This is a genomic window from Bradyrhizobium sp. T-12 (genome assembly GCF_058314695.1).
In genome coordinates this window covers 6,521,706-6,545,758 of sequence record NZ_CM177756.1, presented here as the reverse complement: position 1 = coordinate 6,545,758, position 24,053 = coordinate 6,521,706, and the positions used below count along the sequence as shown (strand labels likewise).

Here is a 24,053-nt window from a genome sequence, read left to right as displayed (position 1 = left end):
GTTTCGTCCAGATTGCCAACTGCACCGTGCCCGCGGAAGGAGGAGCGAGTCCGATTGCTAAGCGGTTCTTGATAGGTATTGTTGTCGAAAGTTGCCGGTGGATTCTGGTCGACAGAAGGGCCGCGACCTTTGAGGCGCAGGAATGCATTGCTTCGCATGTCAGTCGGCGATTGATCCGGACGATAGCTGGTGCTCCAAGTGCGGAGCCGCAGTGCGTAAGCAGGCCGATCCGGATAGCGAACGTCGTTTTGTGACGATCCTGCGAGCCGATGTCGTCGACTCCACGGGTCTTGTTGCCGAATTAGAACCGGAGGCGGCCGTTTCGCGCCTTGAGCCGGCGCTGGCGGCAATGAGGGCCGCGGTACGTCAGTTTGGCGGTATTGTTAGCAAGGAGTTGGGGGACGGATTGGCGGCGGTCTTTGGCGCCCCGATCGCGAACGACAACCACGCACCCTTGGCCTGCCACGCGGCGATCGAGCTGGTCCGGCGTGTAGGCAGCCTTGGCGATCCCGGACTTCAAGTCCGGGTCGGCCTCCACTCGGGTCATGTGGTGGCCTACATGGTCTCCAGCGAGTTTTCCAAGGTCTACGAGATTGGTGGCGCAGCTCAGCATCTCGCCGCGCGGCTGGAGTCGGCGGCAGAGGCAAACCAGATCTATGTGTCCGAAGCCTGCCAAAAGCTAGCTGACGGGCACGTTCGCTTTGACTTTCTCGGCCGCAAGAGCTTGCGTGGCTTCAGCGAAGCTCTGCCTGTGTATCGCATTGTTGGAGCGAGCGATCTTTCGAGCTGGCGGGTGCGGCGTGCGCGCAGCATGTCCCGGTTTGTTGATCGCACAACTGAGCGGGCTCTGCTGTGGCATGCCGCGGAAAGGGTTGCCGCTACCCGGCAGACTGTCCTGCTGATGGGTGATGCCGGCATCGGAAAATCGCGGCTTGCACACGAATTCGTGCAGGACCTTCGGGCCAATGGCTGGTTGCTACTGGACGCCGAATGCAGCCCTAATCTTCAGGGGGCGCCGTTCAGCACGCTGAAACGCCTGGTGCTTTCTACCTTGGAGGCCGTCGCAAAAGACCCGGATCGCCTAGGAGATCCCCGAGCGGATTTGTCGACGGTTCATCGGCTTGCAATCGATGCGGTGTTGGACTTACCCATTTCCGATCCGCGTTGGAGCGAATTGGAGCCATACGCGCGCGGTCGTGCGATCTCCGAGGCAAGCTGCGCTATCGTGGAAAGCGTGGCGCGACGCAAGACTGCCGTTCTTCTCATCGAGGACCTGCACTGGGTCGATCGAGCCAGCGACAACGTTATTGCTGCCATTGCGTCGCTCCAGGCGCCCAATCTCTTCGTGTTTCTCACGAGTCGTGCGAACGGAATGCCGGAATGGATCGCGCGTTGTCGCTCTGAGGTGATCGCGATGCGCCCATTGGACGATGATTCGGGTTTGGCGATGCTGGCGGATATGCTTGGCACATCCGCGACAAACGCCGACTTGAAGAATCGGATCATTTCTCACACGGCCAATGTCCCACTATTCCTCGAGGAGGTCTGCCGGGGCCTGAAAGATAACGGTACGCTGCGCGGCCAGTGGGGAGACCTGGCTCTCGTTCGTCCCATCGAAGAACTGGGTATCCCCGCGAGCATCCAAGGCGTGATTGCGGCGCGGCTGGATCGTGTGTCGAGACAGGAGCGCCTCGTCTTGCAGGTGGCCGCCGCGTTGGGGCCGCGGTCGAAAGAAGCGGTCGTACAGAAGGTTTCGGAGTTACCTGGAAATGCATTTGAGGATTGCCTCGCGGCGCTCGACCGCGCTGAGCTTCTCGTCCGGATCGATAGCGACCTCGAGTACTCGCTTGAGTTTCGGCATGAAATGGTTCGCCAAGTAACCTATGAATCGATGGTCGCAAAGGTGCGCGAGAGCGTCCATGCGCGCATTCTCGCTGCTTTCGAAAGCGACGAAACATTGAGAGATGATCCCGACGCACTCTGTTATCACTCGGTGCGTGCCAAAGACTGGCCGAAGGCGTTCAGCTACGGGAGAAGCGCCGCACAAAAGTGCCTCTTGCGCTCCGCATATGCCGATGCAGTCGATTATTTCCAGACGGCGATGAGTTCGCTGGACAAGACTCCGCTGACGCGTCCGCGAGAGACAAATGCCATCGATCTCCGCATGGAAGCGCGCATGGCGTTTATCTGGTCCGGTCGGATCGCTGAATGGGTCGATCTGGGAAAGGAAGCCGAGTGCAGGGCCAGCGAGATCGACGACGTTGGCAGGAAGGTTGCCGCCATGACCGTCATGGCCGGCGGGCAAAACTTCTACGGAACACCCACCGAAGCCGTTGCGCTCGGTGAGGAGGTTGTCGGTCTTGCCGAGGAGACAGCTAATCCGGGGTGGCGCAACCTTGCACTATACAATCTTGGCCAAGCGTATTTTCTCGCGGGGCGTTATCGCGAGGCGGAGCAGACATTCGCGCGGGCCCGTGTTCATCTCATGGGAATGGAAGAGGCTGCGCCTTTCGCCACGCCCCCGAAATACACACTCCTCCTCTGCTGCATGATGAAGAGCTTCACCCATACCGTCATGGGGCAGCTCGCCGCCGCCGAGCAGCTCCAGCAACAGGCGGCCGCGATCGCCGAGGAGACCGCGCGCCCGTATGACCGCGTCGCCGCCGCCTATAGCGGCGGCTGGCTCATGCTCGGCCGGGGCGACCCGGCGGCGGCTGCCGCCATTCTCGAAGACGGTTTCGTCCTGGCGCAGAAGCACGGCATCCGGCTGTTCGTGCCAGTGCTCGCCTGCCACCTCGGCATGGCCTATCTGGAGCAGGGGCTGTTCGACCGGGCGCGCAGCATGCTGACCGAGGCGCGCGAGGAGGCCAAGGCGGTCGGCTATACCTCGGCGGTGCTGCGCAGCTCGATCTATCTTGCGCTGGCGACCTGCCGCCTCGGCGACGTCCAGGCGGCGCAGAACATGCTGCGCGAGGCGCGCAACACCGCGCGCCAGCAGGGGTTTTCGGGCCTCGAGGCCGAGGCCCTGTTCGGCGAAGCCGTCGTGACGCCCGTGACCTCCGAGGACAACAGGGCGGCCATCCTCGCGTCCTTGCGCGGGACGATCGCGATCGCGTCCGAAAGCGGCGCCCAGCCGCTGCAGCGCAAGGCCGAGGCGATGCTGAACGAGGTGCTGGCGCGCGGCGGCGAGTTGATCTGAAGCTGCTCCCGGCCAAGTCCGCACAGGGCCGCCCCGGATCGGCCTTTGGCTTAAAATGCCGGATAAATCTCGCAGGTGGTACAATGAGTTAGCTACTGTGCATGGGGTTGTTTTTCGGCATTTTGATCAGGTGCCGTGTCGGCGGCTGCGCTGAGGGACGGCCCGCAGAGCCCTTGCACCAAGGCCAAGCTGGGCTACCGTCGGCCCCCGGCCGCAGGGCCAGGTGACTTTTGCGAGATTCTTTTTAGCATCCATTTTGCCGGCGCCGCGATGGCGCGACGCCCAGCGGGAGAGGCGGGGCCATGATCACTCGGGACCAGTCAGCTCTGTTGTCGCCGGTCGAGCGCGACCTGCGGCTCGATCTCTTCCGCGGCATCGGCCTGTGGATGATCTTCCTCGACCACATCCCGCAGGACGTCGTGGCCTGGCTGACGCTGCGCAATTACGGCTTCAGCGACGCTGCCGAGTTCTTCGTGTTCATCTCGGGCTACCTGGTCGGCTGGATCTACGGGCCTGTCGTCGCGGGCGGCTGGTTTCTCGCGGCCCTCAAGCGGCTGTGGCGGCGCGCGCTTGAATTGTATGTCGCCCACATCATGCTGTTCCTGCTGTTCACGGCGCAGATCGCCCGAACCGTGCGCCGCTTCGACAATCCGATGTACGCGCACGAGTTCAACGTCTTCAATTTCCTGTCGCATCCGGACGAGCTGATCGGGCAGGCCATCCTGCTGAAATACAAGCCGGTCAATCTCGACGTGCTGCCGCTCTACATCGCGCTGGTGGTCGCCTCGCCTTTCGTCGTGTGGTGCCTGGTACGCCGGCCCAACCTGACGCTTGCCGCGTCCGTGCTGCTCTACGTCCTGTCGCGCTGGTTCAACTGGAACATCGCCTCCTACCCGCCCGGCACGACCTGGTACTTCAACCCGTTCTGCTGGCAGCTGATGTTCGTGTTCGCGGCCTGGTGCGGCATCGGACAGATCGACACGATCTCCAAATGGGTCTGGTCGAGGACGGCGATGGTGCTGGCGGCGGCCTGGCTCGTCTTCGCCTTCCTCATCGTGATGACTTGGCATCTCCATGCGCTCGAGGCCCTGATCCCGAAATGGATGATCAAGTCGATCTACCCGATCGACAAGACCGATCTCGACATGCTGCGCTTCACGCATTTTCTCGCATTGGCGATCTGGGTCACTCACCTCATCTCGCGCAAATGGCGCGCGCTGCATGGGGTCTGGCTGCGCCCGATCATCCTCTGCGGCCAGCACTCGCTGCCGATCTTCTGCCTCGGCGTCTTCCTGTCGTTCTCGGCGCACTGGATCCTGACGCAGTACAGCAGGGGCATCTGGGAGCAACTCGCCGTCTCCGCCCTCGGCATCGTCATCATGACCGGCGCGGCCTGGCTGCTCGACCGGGCCAAGCGCGTGCCGAACCTGTTCGTGAAGGTGACCGAGGTCGAAGAGGACGAGGCCGCCCTGGACAGCGCGCCGGCGACGACCACCGCCGCCGCGCCCGCGGCGCATTGAGCATCGCCAGCCCACGGAGATATCCATGTCTAGACGCGTGTTGACCATCGCCGGCGTCCTCCTGCTCCTGGTCTGCGGCGCCTCGGCGCAAGCACCCGCACCCGAGGCGATGAGCGCGGCGCGCAAGCTCGTCCTCACCTTGAGGATCGCGGACCAGTATCGCGCGCAATTACCGCAGCTCCTGCTCAGGCTCCGGCCGGTGGTCGCGCAGGATCGGCCGGAGATCGAGCGGGACTACGACGCGATGACGGCGCCCGGCTCCGAGGTCTACGCCCCGTTGCTGGCATCGATGATCGACCAGGTCGCGGCGCTCTACGCCCAGAGCTTCAGCGTGGACGAGTTGCGCCAGATCGAGGCGTTCTATGCCCAGCCGGCCGGAAAGAAGTTTTTGGAGAAGTCGGATGCGCTGGCGCAGGCGAGTGCGCAGATCGGCCAGGACGTCAGCCAGAAGGCCGCCGACGACTTGAAGCAGCGCCTGATCGAGGCGCTGCGCCAGAAGGGCCACAAGCTCTAAAGCCGCACCGCGCGTCTCACGCCAGAAATGCACGGAACCGGCGCAGCGCGATCACGAAGAAGACGCCGCCGATCACCGCAAGCGCGACGAGCTGCGGCCATACCGCCTCCAGGCCCGCGCCGCGGAACAGGATCGCCTGGGCGAGCATCACGAAATGCGTGTTGGGTGCCGCCAGCATGATGTCCTGGACGAATTGCGGCATGCTCTCCCGCGGCGTCATGCTGCCCGACAAGGTTTGCAGCGGCAGCAGGATCATGATCAGCAGCAGCCCGAATTGCGGCATCGAGCCGGCGACGGTGGCAAGGAAGATGCCCATGCTGGTGGTGGCAAACAGCTGCAGCGCGACGCCGACGAGGAACAGCGCCAGCGACCCGTCGATCGTGACTTGCAGCCATCCCTTGACCACCAAGGCGATCGACAGCGCGGAGGCGACCAGCACCACGGCGCCCATCGACCACACCTTGCTCACCATGATCTCCAGCGGCGTGACCGGCATCACCAGGAGGTGCTCGATCGTGCCGTGCTCGCGCTCGCGGATCAGCGCCGCGCCGGTCAGGATGATCGAGAGCATCGTGATCGAGGTGATCACGTGGTCGATGGCGCCGAACCAGGATTTCTTCAGCTCCGGATTGAAGCGCGCCCGCAGCGCGAGCTCGATCGGCACGGTCTGGGCATCGCGTGTGTGCGCCAGGAATTCGGCGATTTCCGCGCCGACGATCTGCTCGACATAGCCGCCGCCGTTGAACGCCTGTGAGATTCGCGTTGCATCCACGTTGAGCTGGATGGTGGGTGATTTACGTGCCAGGAGGTCTCGCTGGAAGTGGGGCGGGATGTCCAGCGCGAAGGTGTCGAGGCCGGCGTCCATCCTCCGGTCCATCTCGTATTGCGAGATCAGGCGCGGCTTGGAGAAATAGGGCGGCGTGAACGCCATCTCGATGCGGGTCGAGACCGGCGAATGGTCCTCGTCGACGATCGCGATCGTGGCGCGGTTCAACGTTTCCGGCAGCGCCTTGGCGCCGGCATAAACCGCCAGCGTGAAGGAATAGACGATCAGCACGAGCAGCATGGGGTCGCGGACGAGGCCGCGCAGTTCCTTGATGCCGAGCTGGAGCACGTTGTCGATGCGCATCATCAGCGGGCCTGTTTCTTCAGCAGCATCGCGCCGGCGATCATCAGGATGGGGACCATGATGGCGAGCATCAGGAGATCGTTGTGCAGGGTGTCGAACGCCAGCCCCTTTGAGAAGGTGCCGCGCGAGATCGTGACGAAATAGGTTGTGGGGTAGAGCCGCCCGATCAGCGCGCCTGCTCCCTGAAGGGATGAAACCGGATCGATCAGCCCGGAATATTGGATGGCGGGAATCAGCGTGATCAGCACCGTGCCGAACAAGGCCGCGATCTGGCTGTTCATGAAGGCCGAGATCACCAGCCCCATGCCGGTCGTCGCCGTGACGTAGAGCAGCGCGGCGAGCGCGTAGGTCGGAAAGCTGCCGGTGAAGGGAACACGGAAGACCGCGAGGGCAAAGCCGACCAGGAGCAGAAAATTGCCGAACGCCAGCACGACATAGGGCAGCTGCGTGCCGAGCAGAAATTCCAGCCGCGTCACCGGCGTCACGTAGAAATTGACGATCGAGCCGAGCTCCTTCTCGCGCACCACCGCGAGGGCGGCGAGCACCGCCGGAATCATGACCAGCAGCAGCGGGATGATGCCCGGCGCCATGGCGACAACGCTGATGACGTCAGGATTGTAGCGGTAGCGCAGCTGGAGCTGGTAGGCGCCGGCGATCGCCGCCTCGCCATAGAGCTCGCGGCCCTTCTGCGCGAGCCAGTTGGCGTGGATCGCCTGGACATAGGAGCGCAGCGTTTCGGCCCGCGTCGGATTGGCACCGTCGACCCAGGCGCCGATCTCGACATGGCGGCCGCGGCTGACGTCGCGGCCGAAGCCCGGCGGTAGCTCGATGGCGAGGCCGATCTCGCCGGCGCGCATGCGGCGGTCGAGATCGGCATAGTCGACGATCGGGGATTTCTCGGTGAAATAGCGCGAACCCGCGATCTGCAGGCTGTAGTCGCGGCTAATCGCGCTGTCGTCGCGGTCGAGCACGGCGAAGGTCAGGTTCTCGACATCCATGCTGATGCCGTAACCGAGCACGAACAGCAGCAGCACGCTGCCGAGAATCGCGAGCGTGGCGCGAATCGGATCGCGCCGCAGCTCGAGCGCCTCGCGCCGGGAATAGGCGAGCATGCGGGTCGGGTTGAAAGTCATGCTGCGCTTGCGCGGCGCTGCCGTTGTCTCGGCCGCCACGACCGGCGCGACCGTCGGCTGGCTGGCCGGCGCCATGGTGTCCGCGATCGCCTCTTCCAGGCAGGCGATGAAGGCCTGCTCCAGCGTCGCGGTGCCGCGTGCGGCCACGATCGCGGCCGGCGTGTCCGATGCAAGCACCTTGCCGGCATGCATCAGCGAAACCCGGTCGCAGCGCTCGGCCTCGTTCATGAAATGGGTCGAGACGAAGATGGTGACGTTGTCCTTGCGGGAGAGCTCGGCAAGGATCAACCAGAAGCCATCGCGGGCGACGGGATCGACGCCGGAGGTCGGCTCGTCGAGAATCAGGATGTCGGGCGCGTGGATCATGGCGACCGCCAGCGACAACCGCTGCCGCAGCCCAAGCGGCAGCGCATCGGGCAGGGAATCGGCGACGTCGGCGAGATCGAACCGAGCGATCATTTCGGCGATGCGCGGGGCGATGGTCTCCGCCGGCAGCTCGAACAGCCGCGCGTGCAGATCGAGATTTTGCGCGACAGTCAGCTCAGAATAGAGCGAGAAGCCCTGCGACATATAGCCGATGCGCCGCCGCACCGACATGTCGCCGGCATCGATGGTGTTGCCGAACAGCCGCGCGGTGCCTTCGCTCACAGGCAGGAGGCCGGTGAGCATCTTCATGGTCGTGGTCTTGCCGCAGCCGTTGGAGCCGAGGAAGCCGAAGATCTCGCCCTTCCGGATGCGGAAGCTGACGTCGTCGACGGCGACGAAGCCGTTGAACCGCCGGGTCAAATGATCGGCCTCGATCGCGATCTCGTCATGGTCCGCGCTCCGTGGCGGGATGACGACGTCGGTATGGTTGCCGCGATCGGCTTCCGGCAAGAGGCGGATGAAGGCCTCATCGAGCGTATCGGCGCCAGTCTGCTGCTTGAGCTCGGTGGGCGTTCCGGTCGCCAGCACGCGGCCGGCATTCATCGCGATCAGGACGTCGAACTGAGCAGCCTCTTCCATGTAGGCGGTCGAGACGATCACGCTCATGCCGGGCCGGCCGGCGCGGATCGAGGCGATCAATTCCCAGAACTGGCGGCGCGACAGCGGATCGACGCCGGTGGTCGGCTCGTCCAGGATCAACAGCTCGGGATCGTGGATCAGCGCGCAGCACAGGCCGACCTTCTGCTTCATGCCGCCGGAGAGTTTTGCCGCCGGCCGGTCGGCGAAGGGCGTCAGCCCGGTGTCGCGCAGCAGGCCGGCGATCCGCCTGTTGCGTTCGGCCTTGTCGTGCCCGAACAGGCGGCCGAAGAAGTCGATGTTCTCGAACACCGACAGCGTCGGATACAGATTCTTGCCCAGACCCTGCGGCATGTAGGCGATGTCAGGGCACACGTTGCGGCGGTGGCGCGCGCTCGCCATGTCGCCGCCGAGCACCTGGATGCGTCCCTGCTGGATCGCGCGGGCTCCGGCGATCAGCGAGAGCAGGCTGGATTTGCCGACGCCGTCGGGGCCGATCAATCCGACCATGCAGCCGGACGGCAGGTCGAGCGTGATGGCATCCAGCGCGCGGGCCTTGCCGTAGCTCAAGCCCACGTCATCGAGATGCACCACGCTGCCGCGCCCGGCAGGCAGCTCGGCTGCGGCCGTCGTGCTCATCTCGTCAGCTTGATGTTGAGATTGCCAGGCCATTGCGCGGCCGGATCGAGCTGCACATAGGCCATGCCGGGCAGGCCGGTCTTCACATGCTCGATGTGCTGGCGCAACAGCTCGGGCGCGATATGCGCCTTGATCCGGAACATCAGCTTCTGGCGTTCTTCCTCGGTCTCGACGGTCTTGGGCGTGAACTGTGCGACGTCGGCGACGAAGGTGGCCTTGGCGGGGATCACATATTGCGGAATGGCGTCGAGCACGAGCCGGACCTCGGCGCCGATTGCGACGCGGCCGGCGTCGGCCGTCGGCAGGAAGAACGTCATGTAGACGTCGCCGAGATCAACCATGTTGAGGACGCGGCCGCCGGCGGCGAGCACCTCGCCGGGCTGTGACACGCGATACTGCACCCGGCCGTCGCGCGGCGCCTTCAGCACGCTGTCGTCGAGGTCGGCGTTGATACTCTCGATCGCGGCCTTCGCGGCGTCGACCGCGGCGCCGGCGTCGATCACCATGGCGCGGGCGGAGCTGATCGCGGCTTCCGATGCCGCGACCTGGGCGTGGGACGCGGCGAGCGCCGCCTTTGCGGTGGCGTTGGCGGAGCGGTCGTCGTCCAGGACCTGCTGCGACACCGCGCTCGTCTTGATCAATTGTTCGGAGCGATCGAGCTTGCGGCTCGTGCTGTCGAGCTGGGCGATGCGCTGGTCGACCACGGCCTCCGCGGCCTTGCGTTCGGCCTCGCGCTGGTTCACCAGGCTCTTTGCGGTCTCGACATTGATGGACGCGCGTTGCAACTGCGCCTCGGCCTGGCGGCGCTGCGCCTGCAACTGCTCGGTGTCCATGCGGGCCAGAACCTGGCCTGCGCGAACGAAGTCGCCTTCGCCGACCAGGATCTCGCGAATCCGTCCCGGCGTCTTGGTCGCGATGTCGATCTCGACCGCTTCGATGCGGCCGTTGCCGCGGGCAAAGCCCGCCGGCAGCGTGTTGGTATCGCGGTGCTGCCAATAGTAATAGCCGCCGCCGGCAACGAGGACGGCGATCGCGGCGATGACGCGACCCGAAGTGAAGTTCATTTGTTCAAAACGCCGTGAGGGCGGCGCCCGCTGGTGAGACGTACGCCCGGCCGCTGATCGTGCGGCAGGGCGGCCTCAACATTGCAGCGATTTTTGCATCGCAACTTGATGCAGATCAGACGTCGGCGCGAAGCATCCTTGCCTCTATTTTGGGCTGCGCGTCATCATGCCGCTCGCCCGCCACATTGGTCAAGCGGACGAGCCAGGCTTGCTGAACGGATTGCGATCGGCTCGGTGCCGACCGACTCACTTCACCAGCGGGCAGCCGCCATCCTTCAGCGGGCGGAACGCCTGATCGGCAGGCACCTCGGCGAGCAGCTTGTAATAGTCCCACGGTGCCTTCGATTCCTCCGGCTTCTTCACCTGGAACAGATACATGCTGTGCACCATGCGGCCGTCCTCGCGCAGCACGCCGTTGTCGGTGAAGGCGTCCTTCACAGGGAGCTCGCGCATCTTCGCCATCACCGTCTTGGTGTCCCTGGTGCCGGCGGCCTGCACGGCTTTCAGATAATGCAGCGTCGCGCTGTAGGTGGCGGCCTGGTTCATCGTCGGCATGCGCTTGACGCGCTCCATGAAGCGCTTGCCGAAGGCGCGGGTCTTGTCGTTGAGATCCCAGTAATACGCCTCGGTGATGATCAGCCCTTGCGCAAGCTTCAGCCCCAGACTGTGTACGTCGGAGATGAACATCACGATCGCGGCCAGGTTCTGGCCCCCGGCGACGATGCCGAACTCGCCGGCCTGCTTGATCGCGTTGATGGTGTCGCCGCCGCCGTTCGCGAGCCCGATGATCTTGGCCTTGGAGGCCTGGGCCTGGAGCAGGAAGGAGGAGAAATCCGCCGTGTTGAGCGGATGCTTGACGCTGCCGAGCACCTTGCCGCCGGCGGCTTTCACGACGTCGCCGGTATCGCGCTCGACCGAATGACCGAACACGTAGTCGGCGGTGAGGAAGAACCAGGTGTCGCCCCCGTTCTTGACGATGGCGCTGCCGACGGTGTGGGCGTTGGCGTAGGTGTCGTAGGTCCAGTGCGCGGTATAGGGCGAGCAGGATTTTCCCGTGATGTCGGAGCTCGCCGCGTCCGTCACGATCATGATCTTCTCGTACTGCTTCGACAGCTCCATCACCGCGAGCGCGGTCGCCGAGGTCGGCAGGTCGATGATCATGTCGACGCCCTCGGTCTCCCACCATTTGCGGGCGATGGTGGAGGCGACGTCGGGCTTGTTGAGCACGTCGGCCGAGACCATGTCGATCGGCTTGCCGAACATCTGGCCGCCGAAATCCTCGATCGCCATTTTGGTCGCCTCGACATTCCCCATGCCGCCGATGTCGGAATAGACGGAGGAGAAGTCGGAGAGCACTCCAATCTTGAGCGGCGCCTGCTGGGCCGAGGCGGGAGCGATCAGGGCAGCCGACAGCAAGCCGGCCGCAGACACGAGGGCTGCGATAGGTCTCATGGGCACGTTTCCTCTTTGAGCGGGGACTATTCTGTCCCTTTGTCCGACAAAGTTAGAGCCCGGTTCCAGAGGAGTCAATTTGTTGCGCGTGAGCTATATCTGGCGCAATTTGACGCGTCTCCGGGACGACCATATAGTTTGTCCGACAATCGCCATTGGAGGCCGATTTGCCTGTCGCGCCGCTCTTCCGACCGATCGATGTCGCGCCGGCCTATCAGAAGGTCGCCGACGCCATCGAACGCGAGATCGTCAACGGCCGGATCAAGCCCGGCGATCCCATCGGCACCGAGCACGATCTGGTCCGCCAGTTCGGCGTCAACCGCTCGACCATTCGCGAGGGCATCCGTGTGCTGGAGGAGGGCGGGTTGATCCGGCGCGATTCCTCGCGCCGCCTGCAAGCCTGCCTGCCGCGCTACAGCAAGCTCGCAAGCCGTCTCAGCCGCGCGCTGGTGCTGCACGAGGTGACGTTCCGCGAGCTCTACGAGGCCTCGATGACGCTGGAGGTCGCCAGCATCGAGGGCGCCGTGGAACGCGCGACCGACGCGAATCTCGCCGAGCTCGACGACAATCTCCTGCGCAGCGAAGCCGTGGTCGGCAATCCCGCGGCGCTTGCCGAATGCGACGCCGAATTCCACGTGCTGGTCGCAAAAGCCTCGCAGAACCGTGTGCTCCAGCTCGCGCGTGAGCCCGCGGCGCAATTGTTCTATCCGACCACCGAGATGATCGTGACGGGCGTCTCCGAAGGCGGCCCGCGCCTCGTTGCCGCGCATCGCCATCTGATTGATGCGATCCGCCGCCGCGACCGCGAGGCCGGCGTGCTGTGGACGCGCCGGCATCTGCAGGACTGGCGCCGCGGCTTCGAGAAGATCGCCTCGCTCGATCGCTCGGTCGAGCACATGTACATGGAGCACGCCCAGGCGGCCCGGCGCAGATAACGCAAGATTTCAAAGAAGAAATCCAACAAACAAAGACATCACACGGAGGGACACATGACCGAGACCGCAGCCACCATCTCGAAAGCCCGCGAGCATTCCATCGGCGATCTCCTGCGCCGCTCCGCGGGGCGAGAGCCGAACAAGCTCGCGCTGAGCTGCGGCGAGGTGAGCTGGACGTTTGCCGAGATGGACGCGATCTGCAACCGGCTCGGCCGCGGCCTGCTCGGGCTTGGCGCCAGCAAGGGCGACCGCATCGCGGTTCTCTCGCGCAATTCGCACGCTTTCGCCGCGCTGCGCTTTGCAGCGGCGCGGATCGGCGCGGTGCTGGTGCCGATCAACTTCATGCTCAATCCGGACGAGATCAATTTCATCCTGAAGAGTTCCGGGGCAAAGTTGCTCGCGACTGGTCCCGACTTCGTCGAGCCCGCGCGCGCAGCTAGCGCCAAGGACTGCGCGGTCGAGAAGATGATCTGGCTGCCGGGCGAGGATTCCGCGTCCGCGCCCGCGGGCCTCACCACCTTCGACGATCTTCTTCATGCCGACGCCTCGTTTCTCGCGGCGTCCGTGGACAGCCGTGATCTTGCCCAGATCGTCTACACGTCAGGCACGGAATCCCTGCCCAAGGGCGCGATGCTGACCCATGAAGCCGTGATGTGGCAGTATGTCAGCTGCATCATCGACGGTGGCATGAGCGTGGAGGACAAGTTCCTGCACGCGCTGCCGCTCTATCATTGCGCCCAGCTGGATGTGTTCCTCGGGCCGCAAGTCTATCTCGGCGCCTCCGGCGTGATCACGGGCAAGCCGACCGCCGACAACATCCTGGCGCTGATCCAGGCGCACAGGATCACGTCGTTCTTCGCGCCGCCGACGATCTGGATCGCGATGCTGCGCTCGCCGAACTTCGACAAGACCGATCTGTCGACCCTGCAGAAGGGCTATTACGGTGCCTCCATCATGCCGGTCGAGGTGCTGCTCGAACTGCAGCGCCGCCTGCCCGCCGTCAAATTCTGGAATTTCTACGGCCAGACCGAGATCGCGCCGCTCGCGACCGTGCTGCGGCCTGAGGACCAGCTCCGCAAGGCCGGCTCGGCCGGCAAGCCCGTGCTCAACGTCGAGACGCGCGTGGTCAACACGGCGATGGAAGACGTCAGGGTGGGCGAGGTCGGCGAGATCGTGCACCGCTCGCCGCATCTGCTGTCCGGCTATTACAACGATCCCGTGAAGACCGCGGCCGCGTTCTCGGGCGGTTGGTTTCACTCCGGCGATCTCGCCACCGTGGACGAGGAGGGCCACATCACCGTGGTCGACCGCGTCAAGGACATGATCAAGACCGGCGGCGAGAATGTCGCGAGCCGCGAGGTCGAGGAGATGGTCTATCGCATCCCCGCAGTCTCCGAGGTCGCCGTCGTCGGCCTGCCGGATCCGCGCTGGATCGAAGCGGTCACCGCCATCGTCGTGGTCAAGAGCGGCGAAAAGCTGGACGAAGAAGCCGTCATCAAGCACTGCGCCGGCCAGATGGCGCATTTCAAGGTGCCGAAGCGCGTCATCTTCGTGGACGCCTTGCCGAAGAATCCGAGTGGCAAGCTGCTCAAGCGCGAACTGCGCCAGCGTTTCGTCGGCGGCGAGACGCTGGACAAGGCGGTGCAGAAGAGCTTTGGCACCTGAGACGGAGCGTTTCCCATGAAAGCCTGGCAGGTCGCGCGCGACTGGTCGATCGAGAGAATGGAACTGGCCGATCTTCCGGAGCCGACCCCCGGACCCGGCCAGGTCGCGGTGCGGATCAAGGCGGCATCGCTCAATTATCGCGATCTGCTCACCGTGCAGGGCAAGGGCGGCGTCACCAGATTGCCGCTGATCCCGTTCTCGGATGGGGCAGGCGAGGTGATCGCCGCCGGTGAGGGCGTGACGCGCGTCGCGGTCGGTGATCGCGTCTGTCCAATGTTCTTCCAGTCCTGGATCGACGGGCAGGTCTCGATGGCCAGCCGCCGTTACGCGCTGGGCGGCACGCGGCCCGGCGTGCTGCAGGAGGTGATGGTGCTCGACGCCGAAGGCGTCAGCCGCCTGCCCTCGCATCTGTCATTCACTGAGGCCGCGACGCTGCCCTGCGCCGGGCTCACAGCCTGGCGCGCTCTGTTCGAAGAAGCACACGTGAAGCCCGGCGATACCGTGCTGGTGCAGGGCACCGGCGGCGTCTCGATCTTCGCGCTGCAATTCGCAAAGCTCGCCGGTGCAAGCGTGATCGTGACGTCGTCGAGCGACGACAAGCTCGAACGGGCCAGGGTGCTCGGCGCCGATCACACCATCAATTATCGTTCGGTGCCGGACTGGGGCAAGGCCGCAGCGGAGTGGACCGGGGGAGGCGTCGACCACGTCGTCGAGGTCGGCGGCAAGGACACCTTTGCGCAATCGCTCGAGGCCGCGCGTGTCGGTGGCACCATCCTGGTGATCGGCGTGCTTACGGGGTTCTCGCAGCAGATCGCGATCCCGAGCCTGTTCGCCAAGAACCTGCACGTCATCGGCCTTTCCGTCGGCAGCCGCCGCATGTTCGAGGGCATGACGGCCGCGATCGAACGCAACGCCATGAGGCCGGTGATCGACCGCGTGTTCAGCTTCGATGCCGTGCCGGACGCGCTGCGCCTGATGCAGCAGGGCGGCCATTTCGGCAAGATCGTGGTCGAGTTCGCCTAGAGCGCTTTCGAGCGAAGCGGCTCCCGGTTCGCGTCAAGACAACGCGCCAAAAAATCTAGCTGGTCTCGCCGGAAAGCTTCCTGACATCGTCGGGCGTCTGCCCGAAGCGGCGGCGAAACGCGCGGTGGAAGTAGGAGACGTCGTGGAAACCCGCAAGATGCGCGATCTCGATGATCTTGCGGGTGCGCATGGCAGGATTTCGCAGCAGCGCCTTTCGCGGCAGCAGCGCGGTCTGGAAATTGCCGTGTCCCGTCTGGGTGATATGGGCGTCTTTGATCGAGGGGTCGCCGATGGTGATGTCACCGGCGGCGATCTCCAGCGGGCGCTTTCCCAAGGCTCCGCTCAACGCCGAATTGGGCGAGGTGGTAATCACCAATTCGTCGTTCGTCCCCAATGACACGAACGACATCGGCGTGCCGAAGGAGGCCGAGAGCCTGATACGGGGAAGAATCGAAGGCACTATGGTCCGGTGGACCGCCTGTCGCCGACCGGCACGAAATCGACCTTCGCCACCTCACGACAGAACTGCTCGCGCCATCTTTGGTAGGCCGGACCATTCGGATCGCCATCGAATGAGAGCTGCGGCTGGGTCATCGATCGCTAGCAAGTTGCCGACGCATTGCGGTTCGCATTTTCGTCGGGGTCTCCGGCGGTGCCAACCAGAAAACGCTGGATTGCGCGAAAAGCCACTCGCAACTGCGCGCTGAGCCAGCGACCAGGTGCCGCAGCCTTGCTTGTTGGCGCGTATCGAGGATGGAGGCGCCGCGCCAAGCGTACGGCGCGCCAACTCAATACTTCTTCACCGTTGCCCCGAAGGCGAACCACAGTGCCATTGAGGCAAGGCCAAAGCCGCCGAGCAGCAGGAAGGTCGGCCCGTAGCCGATCCATTGCGCGATCCAGCCGCCGAGTGCGGGACTGAGGCTGGCGCCGACGCCTTGCACCGTGATCACGGCGCCCTGGCCGAGATTGATGCGGCCGGAGCCGTTGAGCGCGCGCGCGACCATGCCGGGCACCGCGACCGTCTGCAATCCGGTGCCGATGCCGTCGAGCACCTGCATTGGCACCACGCCCCACCATCCCGTGACGAAGAAGGCCAGCACGCCGCGGATGGGCAGGAACATGAAGGACACCAGGATAACCGGCCAGTAATTGCGCTTGCTCGCGGCCTTCATCGCGATCAGCGAGGTCACGACCATGACGCCTTGCGCGATCACCACGGTGGTGGCGACGAAGCTCGGGCCGTTGGCCTGCCCTTCGGCCACGGCCGCAAGCCCGTAGAGCGGCACGATGGCGGCATTGCCGAGATGGAAAAGGGCGAGCGCCAACGCCAGCACCAGCAGGGCCCGGTGCTTGAGCAGCATCGTGAACGCGTCCGGCGCGCTGTCGGGATCGTCCTCCTTGCAGCCGCGCGAGGCGCGATCGTCGATCGCCTTGGCCGGGATCATCATGACGCAGGCGATCGCGATGGCGCCGAACACCGCTGCCAGGACGAAGACGGCAAAGTAGCCGTACTTGTAGCCGAGATAGCCCGACAGTGCGGCACCAACCATGTTGCCTGCGTGGTTGAATGCCTGGTTGCGTCCGTTGACCGCGTTGAAACCCTTCTGCTTGGCGATGCCGAGCGTGATGCTCGTCACCGCCGGCACGATGGCGGCGCTCGCCAGCGATTGCGCGACCTGGGAGAACGTCACCGCCCAGAAATTCTGCGAGATCAGGATGATCGCGGACGCAAGAACGACGCAGATGCCGGGAATGACGACCCAGAGCCGCTTGTTGCGGCTGGAATCGATGAAGCCACCGATCGGCGTCGTGATCAGCATGCCCGCGACATTGCCGATCGTCAGCGCGGTGCCGATCAGCCCGGTCGCCCAGCCGCGCTCCTGAAGGAAGACGCCGACGAACGGACCGATGCCCGACTGCATGTCGGCCATGAAGAAGTTGAGCGCGAACAGAGGCCAGAGGTGGGACCAGGAAGGAGGCCGCGATGTCATCGATACCCAAACATGTTCTTCGTGTGTCGTGAGCCTCGTGGCTAATCGTTCTGGTGTTGATCTGAACGTAACGGGTGCTTGCCGCGTTGGTTCCAGTCACTCCTCGAGGCCCAACGACCTTGCTGAAGGCTGGCTCGCAGTGTCATCCTGCGATCTTCCCACGGAGCTCGAACCATGCCTCTCTGGACCTGCGAAACCTGCGGCGCGCAATTCCCGAATGGCGGAAATCCCCCTGCCTCCTGCGTGATCTGCGAGGACGAGCGGCAGTTCGTGAACTGGAAAGGTCAGAGCTTTCTCACGCGCGAGGAGCTCGCGCGTGAGCACCGGCTGGTGGGACGGGACGATCTCGGCCTCACCGGCATCGGCCTGGAGCCGAGCTTCGCGATCGGGCAGCGCGCGCTGCTGGTGCCCCAGGGCGACGGCTGCGTGATGTGGGATTGCATTCCGCTCGCAGCCGATGAAGCCATCCCATTCGTCGCCGCACTCGGCGGACTGAAGGCGATCGCGATCTCGCATCCGCACTATTACGGCGCGGCCGCCGACTGGAGCGACACCTTTGGCGGCGTGCCGGTCTATTTGCATGCGGACGACCGCGCCTTCGTCACCCGGCCGCATTCTGCGATCGTGCACTGGAGCGGCGAAAGCCACCGCATCTCCGACGACTTGCTACTGTTGCGCACCGGTGGTCATTTCGCCGGCGCCACCGTGCTGCATCATGCGCGTGGTGCGGACGGCAGGGGCGCGTTGCTCACCGGCGACATCGCACAGGTGACGATGGACCGCCGCTTCGTCAGCTTCATGTACTCCTACCCCAACTACATGCCGCTCAACGCCGCCGCAGTGCGGCGGATCGCGGCTGCCGTCGAGCCGCTCGCCTTCGACCGCATCTATGGCGCGTGGTGGGGGCGCAACATCGCTGGCGGAGCCAAGGCCGCCTTCGCGGCGTCGGTTGCGCGCTATCTGGCGGCCATCGCCTGAGCCGGATTCATCTTGCCGGCCCCAAATAACTGTACTATAAGTACAGTTATTAGCTGCGATGACGCAGAGGCGGGCCCGGCATGATCGATGCATCATGGAAGCCGCGGCGCTCTGCGGCCGCGTGAGCGGGAGTTGGACGCATGGCGGGGTTGTACGATTACGAGATTTTCGACGCCGGCGATGTCACGCTGCAATCGGGCGCCGTCTTCCCTTCGCTGACGCTCGCCTACAAGACCTATGGCACGCTGAGCCCGGCAAAAGACAACGTCATCCTCTATCCGACCTCGTTCAGCGCGCAGCACACCGACACCGAATGGCTGATCGGGCCGGACGGCGTGCTCGACCCAACGCGCTACTTCATCATCATCCCGAACCTCTTCGGCAACGGCCTGTCGTCCTCGCCGTCGAATACCGCGGCGCCATTCCCCGCGGTGACCTATCACGATGCGATCGCCGTCCAGCACCGGCTCCTCATCGAACGCTTCGGCATTTCGAAGCTTGCGCTCGTCTACGGCTGGTCGATGGGCGGCATGCAGGCCTACCACTGGGCCGCGCTGCATGCCGACATGGTCGAACGGGCCGCCGTGGTCTGCGGCGTCGCGCGCTGCGCGCCTTACAACTACGTCTTCCTGGAAAGCGTGAAGGCCGCGCTATCAGCTGATCCCGCTTTCCGCGACGGCCGCTTCGCCGAGAAGCCGGTCGCCGGCTATCGCGCCATGGGGCGCGTCTATGCCGGCTGGGCGATGTCGCACGGCTTCTATCGCGACGAGCTCTGGCGCGAGGCCGGCTTCACCTCGCTGGAGGATTATCTCGTCCGCACCTGGGACGCGACGTTCGCCCCGCGCGATGCCAATGATCTTCTGGCGCAGATCGGCATCTGGCAGAACGGCGACATCAGCCGCTGTGAAGCATTCGGTGGCGATCTCGATCGCGCGTTGGCGGCGATCAAGGCGCACATGCTGCTGATGCCGGGCGCGACCGATCGCTATTTCGACGTTCGCGACAACGAGGACGAACTCGGCCGGCTGGTGAACGCCAAATCCGCCGTGCTGCATCCGATCCCGTCGCTGCATGGCCATCGGGCCGGCAATCCGGTGGGCAATCCGCGCGACCAGGCCTTCATCAAGGCCGAAGTCGCATCACTCCTCGACAAATAGGGCAGCATCCGATCATGACCGACGCGACCGTTTCAGAGCCCGGCCACCGCCTGAAGCCGCTGACGCCCGCGATGCTGCGCCAACTGTCGGCCCGCTCCGATCTCAGGGGCGCCGTGCAGAGCCTCGGCCATTATGGCGCGATCGCGCTGCTGGTTGCGCTGATCTGGAAGGTTTCCTCGACATGGGGCGTGCTCTGGGCCCTGCCGTTGATGGCAGTGCAGGGCTATGTCGTCGCCTTCCTGTTCATGGCCGTGCACGAGACCGCGCACAAGACCGCGTTCAAAAGCCGCGGCCTCAATCTCGCCGTGGGCCATCTCTCGGCCTTCATCATCGGATTGCCTTACGAATATTACTGCCTGTTTCACTGGGACCATCACCGCTACACCCAGGATCCGGACAAGGATCCCGAGCTGATCGTCGGGGTGAAGCCGGCATCCGACACGCAGCTCGCGGTGGCCTATAGCGGCTTGCTCCAGGTCGCCGGCCGTCTCCGGCTGATGCTCGGCCATGCGATCACCGGCAACATCACCGTGCCCTGGATTCCCGAGAGCAAGCGCGCCGTCATCGTGCGCGAGGCGCGTGCCTATGCCGCGCTCTACGTCCTGCTGCTCGCGCTGTCGCTATGGTTCTCCTCAGCGCTGCTGCTTTGGGTCTGGATCGTCCCGCTCGTGATCGGGCAGTTCTTCCTGCGGCCCTATCTCTATGCCGAGCACACCGGCTGCGAGCGCACGCGCAGCGCTTTTGAGAACACGCGCACCACCTATACCGGCGCGGTCGTCAAATGGTTCGCGTGGAACATGCCCTACCATGTCGAGCACCACGCCTATCCGTCGATCCCGTTTCACGCACTGCCGAAGCTGAACGCAATCGTCGACGGCGAGATTGTCCATCGCGGCCACGGCTACATCAGGACGACGCGCGAGACCTGGGCTTGGTTTCGCCGGCAGCTGCGGGCAGCGCAAGCGAACGAGCGCCGATGAAGGCTCCGTAGCCCGTTGTGCATTTGCCGGCTTCCGACAGGGAGCTTTACGACGTGTTCATTGCACTTGCGCGTGCCGTGGAAGATTCAGATACCGCTCGCACGTGCGGCGAATAATTCCGATGAAAATCAATGACTTGAATGCCCTGGGGAACGTGCCTAACGAATCCTTCCGGATCGGGAAAGTTTTAGCCGTCTTGTATTCATAACCAGGCGAGGCCGCTGCTCTAAGCGTTGAAGTCATCAACGCCGCCGGTGTCTGGAGATTGGTGATGAGTGCGACGAGAGGCCGTCTTCTGGTGGTCGACGACGATCTGGTGCAGCGGGTTCTGATCGGCAAGATCGGGGCGAAGCTCGGCTACGAGACGGTCGTTGCGTCCTCCTACGAGGCCGCAACCGAGCTTCTGGCGCGCGAAGCTTTCGAGATCATGGCGCTCGACCTGTCGCTCGGCGGTCGTGACGGGGTGGAGCTGCTGCGCTACGTCGCGGAAGCCGGCCTTCGCGCAATGTCGATCGTGATCATCAGCGGCTGCGATGATCGTGTCATGAAGGCCACGCGACGGGTCGCGAACGGATTGAAGCTGTCGGTCGGCGGATGCCTGACCAAGCCGCTCGATCTGAATCGTCTGCGCAGCGCCCTGGAATTGCCGCGGCGCGCGCCGCTGGCCGCGACATCCGCCGCGCCGCAGCTCCGGATCACGCCGGAGCGAATCATGCGGGGCCTTGCCGACCGCGAATTCTTCGTTGAGTTTCAGCCGAAGATCGCGCTCGAGAGCGGAAGGGTCGTCGGCGCCGAGGCACTCGCACGCTGGCGCACCGCCGAATTCGGCATGGTCTCGCCCATGATCTTCATTCCGATCGCCGAGGAAGCCGGCCTCATGCGCGAGGTGACCGATTGCATCCTGTCATCGGCGATGTCGCAGGGCCGCAAGCTGATCGAGCGCAATCCCGGTTTCACCATCGCCGTCAACATCTCGGGTTCGCTGATGTCGGATCTGGCCTTGCCAGACCGGATCGAGGAGATCCTGGGCCGCGAAAATATCTCTCCCTCCTCGCTGACGGTGGAGATCACCGAGACCTCGGCGATGGCCGACGTCGATCGTGCCAACGACATTCTGGTGCGGCTGCGGATCAAGAAGATCGGCACGGCGATCGACGATTTCGGCACCGGCTATTCGTCGCTTGCCGCCTTGGTGCGTCTTCCGTTCAGCGAGCTGAAGATCGACCAGTCCTTCATCAAGGGCTGCGAATCCGACGACGACATGATGAAGATCGTCGATGCCTCCGTGGCGCTTGCGAAGGCGTTCAACATGAAAGTGGTGGCCGAGGGCGTCGAAAACCCGGAGGTGCTCGAAATCATCCGCCGGATCGGTTGCGATGTCGCCCAGGGGTTCCTGTTTGCGCCCTCGCTGCGGCGTGCGCGCGCCGAACGATGGATCTCCGAGCACAACGCCCTGGCGGACGAGCGGGCCGCCTCTGCAATACCGACTGCGCTCGCAAGTTGAGACGGCGAGCCCCGGTCGCGGAACGACCGGGGCTGCGTCAACGATACAGGCGGGCTCAGTAGATCCCGTAGGCGCAGACATTCACGACGCGCACGCGCAGGCCATGGCGGGTCTGGACGACGCGCTCCTGGTAGCAGTTGCTGACGCCGGTGTTGACGTAGACGCCGCCAAAGCCAAAGCCCGGACCCCAGCCGTGATGCCAGTGCGGGTGGATGCCGTGGGCCGAGGCGGCGGTCGGCGCGAGAGCGGCAGCGCCGAGCGAACCGGCGGCGATCAGACCAAGAGCAAGCTTACGAAACATTTTCATTCTCCAGTATGGCGCGAAGGCCGTTGTTGTGTCCCTGCATCTCGGTCGGGCCGAGATGGGATTGCGTTCATGCGTGATGATGAGAATCGTGTTTCAGGATTGTTTCGTGGCCTGCGGCGGAATGTGCCGTCGTCATGTTTTCCGCGCCGTGCGATAGCGCGCGGCCATTGCCTGCGTCATCTCCACCATCTTGTCGCGGAGATCGGCGGGCTCCAGCACCTCGGCCTCGGGGCCGAGCCGTAACAATTCGGCTGCGGCGTGCCAGGATGTCTTGCCGACAGGCACGCGCGCGATGCGCCAGCCGTCGGCATCGATGGTCTCTTCGAGCTGCGTGCGTGCCTTGACGTAGGGCTGGCTCAGCGCGTCGAGCAGCTTGACGCCGAACGGCGACAGCCGCACCACCGCGACATTGGGATGCATCTCGGCCTCGAGGCGCAGCGTTGCGGCCTGCCAATAGGCGGCGAGATCGAAATTGTCAGGACGTTCGAAGCGATCGTCGAGAGGCGTGCAGTCGAGCACGCGCGCGACGCGATAGGTGCGCACGTTGGCATCGACCTGGCCTGCGAGGTACCAACTCCCGCCCTTCAGCACGAGGCCGAGCGGCGCGAGGCGGCGCCGCTTCTCGGACCGCCAGCTCTGGTAGCGGATCTTGATCAGTGTCCCCTGCAGCAGCGCGCCGGCAATCGTGCGCAGATGCTCCGGCTCTTCCGTCTCACCGAACCAGCCGGGCGCATCCAGATGAAACCGCTCCTGCATCCGGCTGGCATCCTGACGCAGGTGGACGGGCAACGCCGCCATCAGCTTGTTCTGTGCGGCGATCATCGCGGCATCGAGCCCGAGCGCCGCGGCGGGGCCCGGGAGCCCTGCGAGGAACAGCGCGCCGGCCTCGCTCTGCGACAGGCCGTTCAGGCGCACGCGATAGCCGTCGAGCAGGCGATAGCCGCCCTCCGCGCCGCGGTCGGCATAGACGGGCACGCCGGATGCCGCCAGCGCGTCGATGTCGCGATAGATCGTGCGCACCGAGACCTCGCAGGCCTCCGCAAGCTCGGGCGCGGTGACTTGGCCCTTGGCCTGGAGGGTGGTGAGGATCGACAACATCCGGCTCGCGCGCATGATTTCCTTAAACCATACCTGACACAGGATGTCAGGTATGGTCGCGTAGAGCTAGGGCCTCGCCCGACGGCGCCCCAGGAGACTTGCCATGACCGATCCGAACCGCATCACCCTGTATTATTCACCGCAAAGCCGTGCCACCGGCACGCGGGTGCTGCTCGAGGAACTGGGCGCACCCTACGACCTCCACGTCCTCAACATGAAGGCCGGCGAGCAACGCCAGCCCGCCTATCTCGCCATCAATCCGCTCGGCAAGGTCCCGGCGATCCGCCACGGCGAGGCGCTCGTGACCGAGCAGGTCGCGATCACCATCTATCTCGCCGACCTCTTCCCGCAGGCCGGTCTGACGCCCGCGCTGAACGATCCCTTGCGCGGTCCTTACCTGCGCTGGATCGCCTATTACGGCTCATCCTTCGAGCCGGCGCTGATTGACAAGTTCATGCAGCGCGAGCCGGCGCCGATCACACAGTCGCCCTATGCGGATTACGACACCATGCTCGGTGCGCTCGAAGCGCAGCTGTCGAAGGGACCGTACCTGCTCGGCGAGCGCATGACGGCCGCCGACGTGTTGTGGGGCGTGGCGTTCAGCTGGACCATGATGTTCGGCATCGTGCCGAAGAAGGACGTCTTCGTCCGCTATGCCGAGCGCATGACCGCGCGGCCCGCTTACCAGCGCATCAACGCGGCGGATGACGAGATGGCTGCGGAGCATGCCAAGGCGGTCGGAGGCTGAGGGCGCGCGCGCCTC

The 24,053-nt window shown here is 64.6% G+C and carries 19 protein-coding genes; 11 read left to right on the top strand and 8 right to left on the bottom strand.

Translation table 11 applies throughout. The annotated features are described in order from the left end of the window. Window positions 1–142 precede the first annotated feature (142 nt). From AC0WRY_RS31200 to AC0WRY_RS31190, 3 genes are all read left to right on the top strand, one after another. On the top strand, window positions 143–3,199 hold the full coding sequence (locus AC0WRY_RS31200; protein ID WP_491122283.1) for an ATP-binding protein: 3,057 nt from the start codon (window positions 143–145) through the stop codon (window positions 3,197–3,199). Between the two features lie 302 nt (window positions 3,200–3,501). Then, on the top strand, window positions 3,502–4,719 hold the full coding sequence (locus AC0WRY_RS31195) for an OpgC domain-containing protein (RefSeq protein WP_491122282.1): 1,218 nt from the start codon (window positions 3,502–3,504) through the stop codon (window positions 4,717–4,719). Window positions 4,720–4,744: 25 nt separating this feature from the next. Then, window positions 4,745–5,233: a DUF2059 domain-containing protein gene (locus AC0WRY_RS31190; protein ID WP_491122281.1), complete on the top strand. Its 489-nt coding sequence runs from the start codon at window positions 4,745–4,747 to the stop codon at window positions 5,231–5,233. Window positions 5,234–5,249: 16 nt separating this feature from the next. Here the strand turns inward: AC0WRY_RS31190 and AC0WRY_RS31185 are convergent, their stop codons facing one another. The 4 genes from AC0WRY_RS31185 to AC0WRY_RS31170 all read right to left on the bottom strand — a co-directional run bounded on the left by AC0WRY_RS31185 (window position 5,250) and on the right by AC0WRY_RS31170 (window position 11,652). Then, on the bottom strand, window positions 5,250–6,362 hold the full coding sequence (locus tag AC0WRY_RS31185; RefSeq protein WP_491123519.1) for an ABC transporter permease: 1,113 nt from the start codon (window positions 6,360–6,362) through the stop codon (window positions 5,250–5,252). 2 nt (window positions 6,363–6,364) lie between these two features. After that, on the bottom strand, window positions 6,365–9,136 hold the full coding sequence (gene rbbA / locus AC0WRY_RS31180) for a ribosome-associated ATPase/putative transporter RbbA (protein WP_491122280.1): 2,772 nt from the start codon (window positions 9,134–9,136) through the stop codon (window positions 6,365–6,367). Next, window positions 9,133–10,200 carry an HlyD family secretion protein gene (locus AC0WRY_RS31175; protein ID WP_483071196.1) on the bottom strand — a complete coding sequence of 356 codons (1,068 nt, stop codon included), beginning with the start codon at window positions 10,198–10,200 and terminating at the stop codon, window positions 9,133–9,135. The genes rbbA and AC0WRY_RS31175 overlap by 4 nt, the downstream gene beginning before the upstream one ends. Window positions 10,201–10,446: 246 nt before the next feature. Further along, a complete protein-coding gene (locus AC0WRY_RS31170; RefSeq protein ID WP_194404546.1) occupies window positions 10,447–11,652 on the bottom strand; it encodes an ABC transporter substrate-binding protein in 1,206 nt (401 codons plus the stop codon). Window positions 11,653–11,819: 167 nt separating this feature from the next. Here AC0WRY_RS31170 and AC0WRY_RS31165 point away from each other — a divergent pair, with 167 nt between their 5' ends. The 3 genes from AC0WRY_RS31165 to AC0WRY_RS31155 are packed head-to-tail and all read left to right on the top strand — an operon-like array spanning window position 11,820 to window position 15,275. Further along, on the top strand, window positions 11,820–12,587 hold the full coding sequence (locus tag AC0WRY_RS31165) for a FadR/GntR family transcriptional regulator (protein ID WP_211415805.1): 768 nt from the start codon (window positions 11,820–11,822) through the stop codon (window positions 12,585–12,587). A 54-nt stretch (window positions 12,588–12,641) separates the two neighbouring features. After that, window positions 12,642–14,252: an acyl-CoA synthetase gene (locus AC0WRY_RS31160; RefSeq protein ID WP_491122279.1), complete on the top strand. Its 1,611-nt coding sequence runs from the start codon at window positions 12,642–12,644 to the stop codon at window positions 14,250–14,252. Between the two features lie 15 nt (window positions 14,253–14,267). After that, complete coding sequence (locus AC0WRY_RS31155; RefSeq protein ID WP_491122278.1) at window positions 14,268–15,275, top strand: zinc-dependent alcohol dehydrogenase family protein; 1,008 nt, start codon at window positions 14,268–14,270, stop codon at window positions 15,273–15,275. Between the two features lie 55 nt (window positions 15,276–15,330). Here the strand turns inward: AC0WRY_RS31155 and AC0WRY_RS31150 are convergent, their stop codons facing one another. Both AC0WRY_RS31150 and AC0WRY_RS31145 read right to left on the bottom strand, forming a co-directional pair. Next, window positions 15,331–15,609, bottom strand: coding sequence for a helix-turn-helix domain-containing protein (locus AC0WRY_RS31150; RefSeq protein WP_491122277.1), 279 nt, complete (start codon window positions 15,607–15,609; stop codon window positions 15,331–15,333). Window positions 15,610–16,063: 454 nt separating this feature from the next. Next, entirely contained in the window at window positions 16,064–17,266 is a 1,203-nt protein-coding gene (locus AC0WRY_RS31145) for an MFS transporter (protein WP_491122276.1), read from the bottom strand. Between the two features lie 174 nt (window positions 17,267–17,440). On the opposite strand from AC0WRY_RS31145, the gene AC0WRY_RS31140 reads away from it, so the two are divergent. From AC0WRY_RS31140 to AC0WRY_RS31125, 4 genes are all read left to right on the top strand, one after another. After that, window positions 17,441–18,244 carry an MBL fold metallo-hydrolase gene (locus AC0WRY_RS31140; protein WP_491122275.1) on the top strand — a complete coding sequence of 268 codons (804 nt, stop codon included), beginning with the start codon at window positions 17,441–17,443 and terminating at the stop codon, window positions 18,242–18,244. A 140-nt stretch (window positions 18,245–18,384) separates the two neighbouring features. Then, complete coding sequence (locus AC0WRY_RS31135) at window positions 18,385–19,401, top strand: alpha/beta fold hydrolase (protein WP_491122274.1); 1,017 nt, start codon at window positions 18,385–18,387, stop codon at window positions 19,399–19,401. A gap of 14 nt (window positions 19,402–19,415) precedes the next feature. Next, complete coding sequence (locus AC0WRY_RS31130; protein ID WP_491122273.1) at window positions 19,416–20,381, top strand: fatty acid desaturase; 966 nt, start codon at window positions 19,416–19,418, stop codon at window positions 20,379–20,381. 271 nt (window positions 20,382–20,652) lie between these two features. Beyond that, window positions 20,653–21,885: an EAL domain-containing protein gene (locus AC0WRY_RS31125; RefSeq protein ID WP_491122272.1), complete on the top strand. Its 1,233-nt coding sequence runs from the start codon at window positions 20,653–20,655 to the stop codon at window positions 21,883–21,885. 55 nt (window positions 21,886–21,940) lie between these two features. On the opposite strand, the gene AC0WRY_RS31120 is transcribed toward AC0WRY_RS31125, so the two are convergent. After that, the gene (locus tag AC0WRY_RS31120; protein ID WP_194404536.1) at window positions 21,941–22,186 is read right to left on the bottom strand and encodes a hypothetical protein; all 246 of its coding nucleotides are present in this window, start codon (window positions 22,184–22,186) and stop codon (window positions 21,941–21,943) included. Between the two features lie 138 nt (window positions 22,187–22,324). Then, a complete protein-coding gene (locus AC0WRY_RS31115) occupies window positions 22,325–23,305 on the bottom strand; it encodes a helix-turn-helix transcriptional regulator (protein ID WP_491122271.1) in 981 nt (326 codons plus the stop codon). An 88-nt stretch (window positions 23,306–23,393) separates the two neighbouring features. Here AC0WRY_RS31115 and AC0WRY_RS31110 point away from each other — a divergent pair, with 88 nt between their 5' ends. Beyond that, window positions 23,394–24,038 carry a glutathione S-transferase family protein gene (locus tag AC0WRY_RS31110; RefSeq protein ID WP_259217704.1) on the top strand — a complete coding sequence of 215 codons (645 nt, stop codon included), beginning with the start codon at window positions 23,394–23,396 and terminating at the stop codon, window positions 24,036–24,038. The last annotated feature ends 15 nt before the right edge of the window (window positions 24,039–24,053 follow it).

Coding starts and splice junctions, on each gene's coding strand:
- AC0WRY_RS31120 (WP_194404536.1), bottom strand. CDS start 22,186: ATGTTTCGTAAGCTTGCTCTTGGTCTGATCGCCGCCGGTTCGCTCGGC.
- AC0WRY_RS31115 (WP_491122271.1), bottom strand. CDS start 23,305: ATGCGCGCGAGCCGGATGTTGTCGATCCTCACCACCCTCCAGGCCAAG.
- AC0WRY_RS31170 (WP_194404546.1), bottom strand. CDS start 11,652: ATGAGACCTATCGCAGCCCTCGTGTCTGCGGCCGGCTTGCTGTCGGCT.
- AC0WRY_RS31175 (WP_483071196.1), bottom strand. CDS start 10,200: ATGAACTTCACTTCGGGTCGCGTCATCGCCGCGATCGCCGTCCTCGTT.
- AC0WRY_RS31155 (WP_491122278.1), top strand. CDS start 14,268: ATGAAAGCCTGGCAGGTCGCGCGCGACTGGTCGATCGAGAGAATGGAA.
- AC0WRY_RS31140 (WP_491122275.1), top strand. CDS start 17,441: ATGCCTCTCTGGACCTGCGAAACCTGCGGCGCGCAATTCCCGAATGGC.
- AC0WRY_RS31135 (WP_491122274.1), top strand. CDS start 18,385: ATGGCGGGGTTGTACGATTACGAGATTTTCGACGCCGGCGATGTCACG.
- AC0WRY_RS31125 (WP_491122272.1), top strand. CDS start 20,653: ATGAGTGCGACGAGAGGCCGTCTTCTGGTGGTCGACGACGATCTGGTG.
- rbbA (WP_491122280.1), bottom strand. CDS start 9,136: ATGAGCACGACGGCCGCAGCCGAGCTGCCTGCCGGGCGCGGCAGCGTG.
- AC0WRY_RS31200 (WP_491122283.1), top strand. CDS start 143: ATGCATTGCTTCGCATGTCAGTCGGCGATTGATCCGGACGATAGCTGG.
- AC0WRY_RS31130 (WP_491122273.1), top strand. CDS start 19,416: ATGACCGACGCGACCGTTTCAGAGCCCGGCCACCGCCTGAAGCCGCTG.
- AC0WRY_RS31190 (WP_491122281.1), top strand. CDS start 4,745: ATGTCTAGACGCGTGTTGACCATCGCCGGCGTCCTCCTGCTCCTGGTC.
- AC0WRY_RS31160 (WP_491122279.1), top strand. CDS start 12,642: ATGACCGAGACCGCAGCCACCATCTCGAAAGCCCGCGAGCATTCCATC.
- AC0WRY_RS31185 (WP_491123519.1), bottom strand. CDS start 6,362: ATGCGCATCGACAACGTGCTCCAGCTCGGCATCAAGGAACTGCGCGGC.
- AC0WRY_RS31195 (WP_491122282.1), top strand. CDS start 3,502: ATGATCACTCGGGACCAGTCAGCTCTGTTGTCGCCGGTCGAGCGCGAC.
- AC0WRY_RS31110 (WP_259217704.1), top strand. CDS start 23,394: ATGACCGATCCGAACCGCATCACCCTGTATTATTCACCGCAAAGCCGT.
- AC0WRY_RS31145 (WP_491122276.1), bottom strand. CDS start 17,266: ATGACATCGCGGCCTCCTTCCTGGTCCCACCTCTGGCCTCTGTTCGCG.